The organism is Bacillus sp. B25(2016b), assembly GCF_001679765.1.
Classification (GTDB): Bacteria; Bacillota; Bacilli; order Bacillales; family Bacillaceae_G; genus Bacillus_A; species Bacillus_A thuringiensis_K.
In genome coordinates this window covers 2,304,424-2,318,265 of record NZ_CP016285.1, presented here as the reverse complement: position 1 = coordinate 2,318,265, position 13,842 = coordinate 2,304,424, and the positions used below count along the sequence as shown (strand labels likewise).

Here is a 13,842-nt window from a genome sequence, read left to right as displayed (position 1 = left end):
ATATTGCTACAAAGGGATATGTGGGACAATTTGTTGATATGAATGGATTTAGTGATAATTGAAAAGTTATTGTACAAGTTATTAATTATGGAGATATCATTCCAGAAGAATTAACCTATCTTTTCAATATGCTTTATATAAAAACTACAACGTAACATATAATAAAAAACGGTAAACCCTCCACCTAGGAGAATCCACCATCACAAATAACTGATTATTTTACACCTAGTTTTTCTTTTGCTTTCTTAGAGAGCTCGTCTTTCTGGAATTCTATATCCCAGACTTCTTTGTAACGTTTTTACCCATGTTCTCGATGGGTGATGATCACTTGATAACGACCTTGCATGAATAGCATCTTTATAAAGGAATGTATTTTCACCATCTAACTTTTCTAGTGCGACCACATCTTGAGTTTCAAATACGTCCATATTTTGTAGAACACGGTCATCACTTGTTACCCTTATCGTACCCCTATCGACCAAGGAACGTGCAATATTCGTGGATATTTTACAAGCTTTTTTTCACCTCTCTACTTTGCAAATGCATCTGCATCTCGGAAAAAATATAATTTCGTAATCATCTCATCACCGCAGTAATGATAGATTTCACGTGCTGCCTCTTTCCCCCATGTAACACCTTCATATGAAACTCTGTAATCATTAATACTTTCTCAATAAACTCCCACTCGAAACCAAGTTCCATTAAAAAGTGGCAAGCTCAAAGGGTACTATTCATGACCGTAATACGAATAGTACCCTTTGAGCTTTTTAAATACACAGCAAACGGTTTACCTGTATCATGGAGTGCTGCAGCACTTTGCAGAAGAAATAAATCTTCCCCTACATAATTCTCTGTTAAATGAGCGTATACCATATATGTGTGCTGACATAATGGTAAGGAATGATAGGGGTTTCCTTGATCATATTGAAACATATCAGAAAAGAACGGGATGTTCTTCATGACAAATTGAACACCACACCCATGCGTCCCCTCCTGGTTCACCATTACAGTTTGCTGTAAGTCCCGCTTTACTTGTTCGTTCATGGTTTCTTGTAGTTCGAATAAGACGATACATAATCCGCTCTGGTTTTATGTAATCTATTGGCTTGAATCGTTACTTAAATATAAAGGGTGTCTCGTTAACACATCCTTTTTTTCCTAAGGTAGTGTAAATGGTAACCTCTGAATAATTCATGAATATCTTTATACCGATTATGAAATTTATAATTTTCTCCCCAAGCAGCAATCAACCTATTTTCCATTAAAGTTTTTCTTTCCAATATTTCATCTAACTTCGTACGATTAATTACTTCCTGTAGTAGTCTTTCTACTGTATCTGCTTTTATCTCATTTGGTTTTCTCAATATTTTTTACTTCTATTTTTTGATTGTTATGACTGGCACTTGCTCAGTTTCGGAAATTTCACTGTAACCATAATAAAGTAGAAAAAACAATAAAATAATTGTCCAAATAAATATAAACACTTTATAACTATACTTCATATGAAAAACCTCATTTTCCCTATATAAGTGAATGTACATACACCTTGTAAATCCAATTACATAAATTATCGGATATTTTAGTTGTAGAGAATCATTAAGTATTAGAAATTGTTATTCATAAACATATCCAAGAAATCTTCAAAAAATATCATCTAGGCATTTTAACATTTCATAAAAATGCACAGATAATATTTTTACGTTTAGCTAAGTAATGCTTATTATGTAATAAATCCTTATCTCTATTTCACCTTAATGTTTATATGTACAAGAGTCTGTGTAGCAACTAGGCTGTACTTTAAATATGTACTAAATTGTGTGTGGGAAAGGAAGCACATTGTATTTAAAGTTGTTACTTTAACCCCCTTAATTAGTTGGTAGTCTTCTTCATTCAGACAGAAAGGAAATTTAAAGTGTGCACGTATTTTTACTCAGACTCTTTACTACACACACTCCTATACACATAAAAACATCTATAGTTTTTTGTAACAATACAGAAATTACAAGAAACAAAACAGAAATGTTTTTAACACTGAGTAATGAATTTGTAACAAAACTGTAACATACTACATTTAATCGTACAATACTTTTTTAACTAATTATCAACAAATTTCTGTTAATATCGTTCAAATTTAATAATGTTCCCATATAGTATTACAATTACAGTTGCTTGTGTTTTATTTGGATAGATACGAGAGTTATATGCTTTATTAATTATCATTCATTTCAGTTCCATTTCGGCATGTGTCTTTTATACAATAAACATATATTTGAAAGACAGTGGAGTAACATTTTATGTATGTGCAACAAATAAGATAGCTTCCTGGGGACGTCATACATTGTCATCAATCTAAAGCTTATGAAGTTATACGTGATGGAATGCTAATGTTTACCATAGGTGATATTGGCTATAAAAGTATAAAAACTATTAACAAAGCATCTTAATGTTTATGAAATACTTTGTTAATAGTTTCTCTTCTCCCTAATCTCCTGCGAGACTATATTTTTTTATTGAAATTTTCCATATCTTATTTGATTTATTTATTCTGTAACACCAGATTGGGTTACTGTTACATCAGCTGTTACACGAAAACGTAAATGTTTATAGGATTCTTCCCATTCTTGACTGTTCCATTTTCTTACGTGAGTTCTACCAAGCTTTCTAAGTCCTATAGGATCTGTGTCTTTTTTAATAAATCTCTTTATCAATGTAGTTGCCTTTTTTTCTATTTCTGTTTCCATAATTTTTTCTAATTTTTTTATTTCTTTAGGATTATCTAGATTTTTTGTTTTTGTAAATTCTTGAATTTCAGCTTTAACTTGAATATGAGCATTTACGAATGGATGCTTACTATTCCCCTCCATCTTATATTTTGTTCTAGCTTTTATATTCTCTATCGTGGCGTAAGTATTTGAAGAACCAGGTAATTTGAATTGGTATGTACCTTGTTTAAAATTATCTGTCAACAATTTAAATACAAATAAATCTTTAGGGTTCACTTTATCAACCATTTTACATCTTTTAAAAAGTGCTATTCCATTTAACTCCAACACGTTACCTTTTTTAGATATCATCGGTAAATATGAATCTCTCGCATCATCATTAAGTTGGTTTAAAAACATAAAAAAATTTGTTTTTGGCTGCGTTCCGTTGTCCATATTTTGCTCCAGTAAAGAGGATAGATAGGAAGAAATTTCTTTTTCTTTAGAATAGTTCCCCTTTAATAGTGATTCCCCTTTTACATTTGTAATTGCTAAATAAATTGCATTTCCTACACTAGGATTTCGGTTCAAAGTCTCTAAAATTTCCTGCATTCCCTTTTCAATTATTTTTTCATTAAATATAATCACACGCAATTGACCCAACTCTAGAGGTCCAGAAGATTTTTCGGATGCTCTTGCCAGAACTTCTCTACCAGTCTGGCCTGATGCTGAATAGATTTTCGTTTCACCTTCCCCCCCTCCTTTATAAGCTGAAATCGCAAAGGTTCCTTTTAGCTTACCTTCTGCTTCAGTATCATATGCCGCAACTTGAACTAAATCAATGTCATCCACAATTTTCGTTTTAGCACAACCTATTAAGAAGACACTTACTATAATGAAAAGTATCCATCGCTTCATGTTTATCTCCTTAACTTTATTTTGGCGGTTTGAATTAGCCATAGTACAGGTAAGTATACATATATATATATAAAGCCAATTTGACCTGTCCAAGTATTTAATAAGTTAATTTTATTACGGTTATTCAAGAAAAATGATAAAACGAAGATGAATACGATGATAACTGGCAAAACATATTTTTGCTTTATCCCCAGCGCCTCTTTTATACCACGACTTACTCCCCACAATGTAAAGGAAACGTTAGGTAATATAAAAAAAGCCCAAACAGAAACAATAATGTATTCAAACCGCTCTATAAAGGGAAATTGTATAATTTTAATCATACTTAAATATGCCCATATCGCGCTCGCGAGTTGTTTTTCACTAAAAAACGCAAGAGTTAAAATCATAAGGTATGTGTAGACAATAGTCGTTACTAAATTTGCATAGTGCGCATATTTTTGAGACTTTCTTGCCTTTTTAATAAATGGGTAGTACAACAATAACATTTCAAATCCAAAAAAACTAAACATATTTCCTTTCATTCCTTTCATAATTTCTAGGAATGAATGCTGTGCAATTGGAAATAAATTTCGAAAATCTGCATACTGCAAAGGATAAAAAAATGTGAAGATTAGAATGCTTGGGATAACGATTCCAAAGAAGCCAATTCCGGCAACTACACGAAATCCTCCAGTCACAATGTAATAACATAAGCCTAAAAAAGCCCCAGCTATAACCCAAGATGAAATGGAAGGAAACATCCAAACATGTACTACTTCGATATAAGTATGTAGTGTTGTTGCACCTAACAATACAATATAGGATAAAAAAATGAAGTTGAACAATCCACCAATCCATTTTCCAAGTACGTCTTGATTGATTGCAATGATGTCTCCATTACCCTGATTTAAAATCTGATATATGATCCAAATCATAAGATTAACAGATATTCCAAAAAGTAGCGTACTAATCCACGCATCATTTCCAACTAATTTTGCACTAATCCTTTCAAAACCAAGCATACCAACCCCCATCTGTATAGTAATAATTAAAAAAAACACCATATATGGAGAGACTTGATACTCAATTGGGACCTGTTTCATAATGCTCCTCCCTGTTAATTTCAATCATCAAAATCATTTCGTGATTTGATTTTATTTTTCTCTACCTCTTCTGGATTAAAACGAAAACGCTGTTTAGATCTTGAAAAAATTGGGCGTCGGAACATCGCTGAGATTGGCAAACGGATAATGCTGTCTTTCCAATCTGTAGGGCGTGTAGGATAAAAAGGAAACAAATAAGGACGTCTTAATGATTCTGTACGTAATAAGCGTGCTAAAAGTAAAGAACTTGTTAAAACAATTCCTAATAAGCCCAACAGGTGTGCAGCTATTATAAAAGGAAAACGAATTACTCGAATTGTATTACCAATTCGATATATTGGTGCTGTAAATGAACTAAGAGCTGAAAGTGCAACAATGATAATAAGTACGTTACTTGTAAGACTTGCCTCTACCGATGCTTGTCCAATAACAATACCCCCTACTATACCGACAGTTAGACCCACTTTAGTTGGTAAACGTGTCCCCGCTTCTCTCAGTAATTCAATCGTTATTTCTAAAAAAAGTGCTTCAATGACTGGAGGAAAAGGTACTTTACTTCTCGATATAATCAACGTTTCAAGAAGTTCTTTTGGAATTAGCTCATAATGATATGTTAAGATCGAAACATATAATGGAGTCGTTAAAACAGAAAAGATAAAAGCAAAAATCCTTAACAGTCGAAAAAATGAGGCCATAATCCAAGGCATGGTGTAATCTTCTGTCGTAGAAAAAAAGTCAATTAATGTTGTTGGAAGAGTGATAGCATAAGGCGCGCCATCTACAAAAAGTGCAATTTTCCCTTCTGCTAATACAGCTGCCACACGGTCCGGACGTTCTGTATTCAAAAATTGAGGGAATATAGAATTCGGGTTGTCTGCAATTAACTGAATCAAATACGTGCTATCCAAAACGTGGTCTGTTTTTATTAGACTCACCCGTTTTATAATTTCTTGTAGATTTTGATCATTTACAATTCCCTCAATATATACAATCGCAACGGTTGTGTTAGATAGCGCGCCTACTTTCAATTCCTTCATTTGTAAATAAGGTGTTGGAAGCTTTCTACGTACTAAATTTAAGTTTACATCTAAATCTTCAACAAACGCGATTTGTGGACCCACAATATTGTATTCAATTTCAGCTTTTGTAATATCTCTTTTTTCTTTCTTTGCCACATTAATTAACAAGCCATTTAATTTATCTGTATCGAACTGAATAAGTATATAGCCGTTTAAAATACTATCCTGAATATCTTCCATTTGATTTGTTATTTTTGAATTTTCAAAGGGTAAGACAGACCGAATATCTTGTAATGAATCGAAGCTCTTCTCTTTTATATAAGTTAAAACCTCTTCATGAAATATATTTACATCGATTAAGGTTCTAAAATATGAAATGACTATAGAGGATTTGTTTGAAGCGATCTCCAACGTTATAAAATCTTTAGATTTTTTTAGTAATTGCATTAATTCCTGCAAAGATTTTATAGAGTGAACAGGTACTTTTTCATGTGGTTTCAATTGATAATACCCTTCCTTTCAAAAAGAACCTATATATAGTTTTTAGAAATTTCTATTTTAAAAATGAGGGATATTTATATGTCAATATGCTCATTAAAAATAATACCTTTTTAACTAACTTAACCAAAATTAGTTAAAAAATGTATTACGAGTAAAAATTTGAAATGTCCCCAAGAAAAATTACAATATTAAAAACATCCTTTCTTTTGGTTCTAAAGAAAGGATGTTTTTATAACAGGCTTTTTCAAGTGTCTATTCTATAGGGTACATTTACCAGTGTTCTTCTCTTTATTATTTCATTAAGTAACATTAGCATTACATTCTGTATGGTTTCTTAAAAAATTTCAGTAAGAGAATATCTTAATTTTGAAGTGTACAAATAGGGAGAGTGACTTCAACTATAGTCCCCTTATTCATTTCACTCTCAATAAATATCTTTCCCTGATGTGTTTCAATGATTTTATAACAGATCATTAACCCTAAGCCAATCCCCTCTTCTTTAATACTATAAAAAGGTTCTCCGAGGTATGGTATACGTTCTTTTGGAATCCCACACCCTTCGTCGATAAAACGAATGCTTACTTGATTATTATCAAGTATATTTAATTGAATGAGAATTTCTCCTCCCATCGGCATAGATTCAATTGCATTTTTTAATATATTAACAAATACTTGTTTTAATTGATTTCCTTCACATGAAATCAATGGAATACCAGGGTTAAGATCGATTCTAAATTTTATATTATGCATCATTGCTTGAGGTTGTAGTAGCATTAAAACTTGATCCATTAGCACACTAATGTCATTATGTTGTATTTTTACCACCTGTGGTTTGGCTACCGCCATAAATTCAGTTGTAATGCTCTCTATACGCTCAATCTCTGATGATACTATATTAATATAACCCTGATTATTCTCATTTTCTGTTGATTTTAGTAATTGCATGAACCCTTTCATTGCAGTTAATGGATTATTAATCTCATGAGCCATTGCAGTCGCTAATTGTCCTACAACAGCAAGTTTTTCAGATTTTCGTAATAATTCTTCTGTTTTTAGCCGTTCAGTGATATCACGAGAAATACTTAGGAAAACCTTTTTACCATTTAAGTTAAAAACACGAACACTAAACTCAGTTGTTATTACTTTTCCTGTTGGAAAAACATATTCATCTTGCAAAGTGAAGGAAGTTTGTCCCTTTTTAATTTTTTCTAATAGCCTTACGATCATTTGAGAATCTTGTGGTACTATATTTGAAAATGATAATGAGAGCAACTCTTCTCTACTATATCCAAATCTTCTACACCCAACAGGGTTCACCTCAATAAATCGACTTGGAGCATTATCTTCATTCAGCTCTACTACATATACCGCATCAGTTGCTTGTTCGATTAGTGCACGGTACTTCATTTCACTATCTCTTAATTGCCGGTGTAATCGATGCCGTTCTCTTTCTGCTTGTTTTCTTTCAGAGATGTCTCTACATATTGCTGATAAAGCTATCACATTTCCTCTTACATCTAGTATAGGAGAAACTGTCAGACTAACATCAAGAAGACTCCCATCGCTCCTTTGTCTAACAGTTTCTAATTTAGTAACCACAGATTCACCTGTTAGAATTTTCTGAATATTTTTGAGCGATTCTTCCATTAAAAAATCTGGTACACAAGGTAATCTCTTACCTATGATTTCTTGTGATGACCACCCAAATATCTTTTCATAAGCTTTATTGGCTTGTAAAATATGCCCTTCTCGATCAGAAATGGTAATAGCATCTAGATTGTGCTTTATAAATGATTCCAATAATTCTTTGGTAGCGCTTAATTCTGATTCTACCTTTTTCCTTTCGGTTATATCAACTGTAGAACCAACAACTTCAATAACTTGTCCATTTCGTTTAATTGGCCTAAGCGCAATAAGAATAATAGTTTTATCATTTGGCCAAGGTAATTCAAATATAATTTCTTTTCCTTCCCATGCCTGAAGATAGTACTTCATCAATTGTGGAACTAAATGTGGAGGAACAATAGAAGCATCAATAGTACGTAAGCTTTTTCCTACCACCTGTTCAGAATAAAATCCGTTTTGATAATAAAACTGTCCATCACATAAAGTGTGTATAAAGTGCTTATCCACTTTTTTAAATTTAAAAATTCCTCCTTGAAGCTCATGTACGGTATCTGCAAGTTCTTGCTTCGATTTTTTTAATTCTCGATTCATTTTAGATAAGTCCTGTGTTAAATAATACAATCTCTGGTAGGCTTCCATAAGGAATAGCCCAATTAAAAGTCCTAACGCTATATATAATAGGCCTCCTGTGTAAAGTAATGTAGTATTAAATAATACGCCAACTAACCACTTTATTCCAATAAAAACAGAAAAATATAACGATGCACTTTTAAAAGGACGTAGTTTTTTAAAATAAGTTTTAAAGGTAGAAAATAGAATCCCCATACCTAAATAAGCAATCACAGGAGGTTCCCAATACCCTCCAGTGTAAAAGATACGCATTACAATTATGCTAATTAACGTAATCCAACCAGCAATACGACCAAAGTAAATAAAAGATAGAATAAGAGGAACAACTCGAAGATCGTAGAAAAATCCCATGTATGGAAAAGAAAAGAACATTAACGTAACTGCAATAATCCCTCCATAGAGCTTTTCGAAATATCGACTAGAATTAATTGTAAACACTTGAATAAATATTGCTGCGCTAACTAATAAAGAAAAAATAGAAAGGTTGATGAAATAATCTTTAATAATCATGTAATGTCCCTCCTTGAATTAAGTGTATTCGACAAAAAAGCTAAAAATCCTACAAATTGTATAAACAGTTCAAATGCATAAATTTTAAACTAGGATAAAATCTGGAAAAGTAAATAAGGAGCACAGCAGATGAGATATTTTAATGAAAAATAGTTCAAAAAAGATAATAGTAACCGTTGACTACTATTATCTTTTTTCTTTAAGTTATCGTAATACGTATGAAACTCTAAGGGACGTGGTATGTCATTTCATCAAACAATGATTATATGCTGAGTCATGAATATAGAAACTTCAACAGTAATTTTTGAAAAATAACATAAAAAACAAAACTATCTTTGAAAATGGAAAAAATCTATATAAATGTCAACTAATCTATGTACAAAAACGTTCACTTAATTTTGCATAAAGTCACTCCACTTAGGAAGCTAAGTAGTTCTTCAAGGTCGATAAGAACACCTGTAGATGCTTCAGGATAACTACATAATTGTATGAGTAATGTACTTGAAACATTTCGGTAAAACCATACACATAATACAACTAACTCCTTGGTTCAATATTTACTTTTCCGCTGAACAAATTCTTTTTCTTGAGCAAAATATTCTAGGATATAAGGAGATTTTTCAATTAACTTGGTGTCTAGTTTATTCTCCAGCTCCAATTACTTCGTTACTTTCAGATTCAGTTCATTATATTTTGTACTTTGTCTTTATACACAACATATTCCTTACCATCCACTACTGCTACTACCGCAAATTCATCATTTGGATTGAATGAAAGCCAATCAGCCCACATGTTAGTATTAGCCCCTCCACTCCACATATTATGAACAGTGTTTTTAGTTAAATTCATAACTTTATAAGACGCATTTGGCGCATTTGTTCCAGTCTTTATTTCAAAAGTGTATGCGTTATGAATTTTTTTATAAAAGTAGAAAACGTTTGATGGACGAAGCTGATTCAAAAAATCCTGTTCTTTTTTCTCTGCAATTTTTATCCCTTCTTGCAAAGTGACAACATCTGTTTTTAATGTTTTCCAACTGTTTTTCGCTGCATTCAAGCTAGGGGTTAAGAATTTATATTTATTTTGATCAGCCTTTTGATCAGCTTTACTAATATGTCCCAGTACACCCGAATATTGAGAATCTAAATCCTCCCATTGCGTAGACATATAAGTAAGAGCAGTGATAGCACTATCAAGCATACTATGCATATCACTAATATTATGAAACGCAACTCCAACTACACGATTCAATGTTATTTTATAATCTACAGTCTGACGCAATTTTGCTAATTCAGGTTCTAGCCAACCTAACTTACCTCTTGCATCACCTATCATTATGCCACCAGCAATCAAGGTTGGAATAAAGGGGATTTTCACCATGTCTAATCCCTTAGATTCTATGTCTTTCTGATATTTTACTTGTCCTAAAAGGTCCTCTAGACGCTTTTGGTCAGCCTCCACATCAGCACCTTGGTTTTTTAAAATCGATTGCAATGTCTCTTTATGACTTCCAAATGTTCTAACATCTTCTCCAATAGCATTTTTTAATTGAATTAATTCTTCTATTAATGCTTTTGCAGACTTTTGATTTTGTTGAATTCCTCCTTGTAAATCTGTAATCCCTTTTTTTAAAGTATCTCCATTTCCAGTATTGATCGCCTCTACTAATGTTTCATAATGATTTTCAAATTTTATATCGTATTCTATAATGCCTGTCAATGTATCAAAAAGATGTTTTTTTACTTGTGTATTCCATGTCACAGCATGTGCTCTTGCATTCTTTTGATCTTGTACAATTTTACTAGGTAAATCTGCATTTCCATTAATAGTTATTCCTTCAAAACTCACATCTGGATTATTAATTAGCAAATAAGAATATTCATTCATAGCTTTTGCAAATAAACCAGCATCTTGCAAAGCTTTTTTCATCTGTTCTTCATTTGCTGAAAGAGACATATTTTCAGTGTTCGTTTGTTCAATTTCAATTGCAAAAGTTTCTAGTGGTATGACTGCATAAGTAGTTGTTATAGTTAAAAACGCTGATACAGCGAGTAGTTTATTAGGGATTTTTTTCATCATTTCGTATTCCTCCTCTATAGGGTATGGTTTCAAGTTCTAATCTTATTAAAAAGCGATGTCTTTCAAAATAAGTTCTACACCTTTTATCAGTATCGTTTGAACTTTCTTTAGCAGTCTTCAAATCATTAAGTATTAAAGAAAATGTATATAATCAGCTTCAAATTAACCGATTCTGTTGCAAATTTAAAAAAAGCAATTAAACTACAAGGTTATTCTTTTATTAGAATCATACTTATATATAATTGAAAGGCGAAGTCTTTAATGAGACTCCGCCTTTCTGTTATATAAGGATTTATCAATTATTACTTTTCTGTTTAACAGTGTAATCATAGACTTTCTATGTTTTAGTTCACTTTACAACAGAATTAATATTTCCCTATTTTTGTGGAGTAACAGTTTCCACTTTTAATTCCTTTATTCCTTCTTTTAATGTAACTGCATCTGTTCGTAATGTTTTCCAACTGTCTTTCGCTGCATTTAAATTAGGTTTTAAGAATTTAAATTTATTTTGATCGGCTTTTTGAGCTGCATTCTCAATATGCCCTAGAACGCCCGAATATTGAGAATCTAAATCATGCCACTGCGTGGACATATAAGTAAGAGCGTTAATAGCATCATCAAGCGCCTTGTGCATTTCATTAATATTACTGTAAGCAACTCCAACTACACGATTTAAGGTTACTTTATAATCCACGGTCTGACGTAATTCTGCTAATAAAGGCTCTAACTTACCTAAATTATCCCTTGCTACTCCCACTATAATACCGCCAATTATTGGTAGACCCAAAATAGCACCCTTCATTACATTAAACCCATCAGATTCTAATTGTTTATAATAGTTTACTGATCCTAATACTTCTTCTAGACGCTTTTGATCGGCATCAACATCTGCACCTTGATTTTTTAAAATTGACTGCAAGAGCTCTTTATTACTTCCAAATGCTCTAACATCGTGTCCAATAGAGTCTCTTAATTTAGTTAATTCTTCTATTAGTTGTTGTGCATACTTTTGATTTTGTTGAATTTCACCTCGCAAATCTGTAATCCCTTCTTTTAAAGTTTCTCCATCCCCTGTATTAATCGCCTCAATCATTGTTTCATAATAATTGTCAAATGTTGTATCGTATTCAACAATACCATTCAATGTATCTAAAAGCTGTTTTTTTACTTTCGTATCCCAAGTAACAGCATGTGCCCTTGCATTCTTTTGATCTTGCACGATTCTACCAGGTAAATCTACATATCCATTAATGGTAATTCCCTCAAAATTCACATCAGGGTTCTTAATTAACATATAAGAATAGGCATTCATAGATTTTGCAAATAATCCAGCCTTTTGCAAGGTCTCTTTCATTCTCGCTTCATTTGCAGAAAGAGCCGTATCTCCATTGTTCGTTTGTTCAATTTCACTTGCAAAAGTTGTTACTGGTGAAACTACATTTGCGGTTGTAATAGTTAATAGCGTCGATACAGCGAGTAATTTGTAAGGGATTTTTTTTATCATTTCATTTTCCTCCAATTTAGGTTTTAAATTTCAGTTCTACTCCTGTTTAAAAGCAATATCTTTTGAAATGAATTCTGCATCTTTATGAATATCATTCCAACTTTCTTTAGCGGCTTTTAAATCATCTGGTATTAAAGAGAATTTGTGGTCTTGCATAGAATCGATATTATCCAGTAAATCTGTATAATTTGCGCCCATTGTATTCCATTGCTTTTGAATATTTGTTAGAGACAATATCGCTTGATCTACAGTCTGATATAGATATGCCAATGTTTCTTTCGCGTTAGTAAGCGAAAGAACTGCTTGATTAGCACGATCTGCTTTCATACTTAATTCTCCGATTTTGTTAGAAATTTCATTATAGGAGTCCATATGCTTAGATGCTGTGACACCAGCCGCAGTTCCTAGACCGATACCAGCTGCACCAAGAGCCGAGAGTCCACCAACAACAGCCGGTGTTGCTGTACCGCCAGTTACAACAATAACTACCGCTCCTCCAATAGCTGCAATAACTAAAATAGCTGCTCCCAATCCACCACCAATTGACCATGCTAATACATCATCAAAATGTTTTTTCTGAGTAGAACGAAGTTGCTCAATTTCAGCTTGAAGTTGTGGAATCGTTGCCTGTTGACCTGCTAATATTGCAGTTAATCCACCTTTCCCATCTGGACCACCAACATTATTTTTAAAATCTGTAGAATTTTGATATAGTTTCCCTTTGAAGTCTTGTAGCATCTTAATCACATCTGTAACTTCTTTTGAATTTGTATTGATTGTAGTAATTAAATCATTTATACCCTCTTTTAGACCTGCCTTATCTTTCTTTTGTACAGTTTCTACTAATGTGTCGTAATAATTTTGAAATTGTTCATCGTAATTTACAATATTACGAGCAGTTTTTTGAATCTGTGGCTTCGCTGTATCTAACCAGTAATTTGCATTGATTCGTGACAGCTCTTGATTAAGGTGAATATTTTTGAGCAACTCTCCCCCCTCTGAGCCTAAATCGATATTAGATAAATTTACATTTGGTTGCTTAATCATTGTTTTTGCGTATAAATCCATTACTAGAATATGAGACCCTGTTTCAGCTAATGCTTTCTTCAGTCCTTCGGGGCCTAATGCATAATTGCCTACTTTTTGTTCTTGAGCGGTCGTTTCTTGTGCAAATGCATGAATAGTGTTACCGGTAGTAGCAGTTATAACAGTTGCTAATGTAGCTAAAGTTAGTACTTTGAATGGAAATTTTTTCATGACTATTCTCC

10 protein-coding genes and 2 pseudogenes are annotated in these 13,842 nt (G+C 32.5%); 1 reads left to right on the top strand and 11 read right to left on the bottom strand.

The features are described 5' to 3' along the window. Positions 1 to 14 precede the first annotated feature (14 nt). Positions 15 to 137, top strand: a pseudogene (locus BAQ53_RS26230) (vancomycin resistance histidine kinase VanS); the annotation flags it as partial. A 108-nt stretch (positions 138 to 245) separates the two neighbouring features. Here BAQ53_RS26230 and BAQ53_RS11770 read toward each other — a convergent pair. From BAQ53_RS11770 to hblD, 11 genes and pseudogenes are all read right to left on the bottom strand, one after another. Continuing rightward, complete coding sequence (locus tag BAQ53_RS11770) at positions 246 to 428, bottom strand: hypothetical protein (protein WP_208906872.1); 183 nt, start codon at positions 426 to 428, stop codon at positions 246 to 248. A gap of 289 nt (positions 429 to 717) precedes the next feature. Continuing rightward, positions 718 to 1,044, bottom strand: a complete 327-nt coding sequence (locus tag BAQ53_RS11765; protein ID WP_002181547.1) for an HD domain-containing protein — start codon at positions 1,042 to 1,044, stop codon at positions 718 to 720. Positions 1,045 to 2,115: 1,071 nt separating this feature from the next. Next, the gene (locus tag BAQ53_RS26620) at positions 2,116 to 2,220 is read right to left on the bottom strand and encodes a helix-turn-helix domain-containing protein (protein WP_002181550.1); all 105 of its coding nucleotides are present in this window, start codon (positions 2,218 to 2,220) and stop codon (positions 2,116 to 2,118) included. Positions 2,221 to 2,540: 320 nt separating this feature from the next. After that, positions 2,541 to 3,620: a Ger(x)C family spore germination protein gene (locus BAQ53_RS11755; protein WP_000832856.1), complete on the bottom strand. Its 1,080-nt coding sequence runs from the start codon at positions 3,618 to 3,620 to the stop codon at positions 2,541 to 2,543. 2 nt (positions 3,621 to 3,622) lie between these two features. Then, positions 3,623 to 4,705: a GerAB/ArcD/ProY family transporter gene (locus BAQ53_RS11750; protein ID WP_000815829.1), complete on the bottom strand. Its 1,083-nt coding sequence runs from the start codon at positions 4,703 to 4,705 to the stop codon at positions 3,623 to 3,625. Positions 4,706 to 4,725: 20 nt separating this feature from the next. Then, a complete protein-coding gene (locus BAQ53_RS11745) occupies positions 4,726 to 6,225 on the bottom strand; it encodes a spore germination protein (RefSeq protein WP_208906871.1) in 1,500 nt (499 codons plus the stop codon). 360 nt (positions 6,226 to 6,585) lie between these two features. Beyond that, positions 6,586 to 8,991 carry a PAS domain S-box protein gene (locus BAQ53_RS11740; protein ID WP_208906870.1) on the bottom strand — a complete coding sequence of 802 codons (2,406 nt, stop codon included), beginning with the start codon at positions 8,989 to 8,991 and terminating at the stop codon, positions 6,586 to 6,588. A gap of 430 nt (positions 8,992 to 9,421) precedes the next feature. Then, positions 9,422 to 9,649, bottom strand: a pseudogene (locus BAQ53_RS26225) (hypothetical protein); the annotation flags it as partial. A gap of 20 nt (positions 9,650 to 9,669) precedes the next feature. Then, positions 9,670 to 11,070 carry a hemolysin BL regulatory component HblB gene (gene hblB / locus BAQ53_RS11735; protein ID WP_208906869.1) on the bottom strand — a complete coding sequence of 467 codons (1,401 nt, stop codon included), beginning with the start codon at positions 11,068 to 11,070 and terminating at the stop codon, positions 9,670 to 9,672. A gap of 376 nt (positions 11,071 to 11,446) precedes the next feature. Then, the gene (hblA, locus tag BAQ53_RS11730; RefSeq protein WP_000591969.1) at positions 11,447 to 12,574 is read right to left on the bottom strand and encodes a hemolysin BL binding component B; all 1,128 of its coding nucleotides are present in this window, start codon (positions 12,572 to 12,574) and stop codon (positions 11,447 to 11,449) included. Positions 12,575 to 12,610: 36 nt separating this feature from the next. Next, positions 12,611 to 13,831 (bottom strand): hemolytic enterotoxin HBL lytic component L1, encoded by a 1,221-nt coding sequence (gene hblD / locus BAQ53_RS11725; protein WP_000714435.1) that lies wholly within the window; start codon positions 13,829 to 13,831, stop codon positions 12,611 to 12,613. Between the last annotated feature and the right edge of the window lie 11 nt (positions 13,832 to 13,842).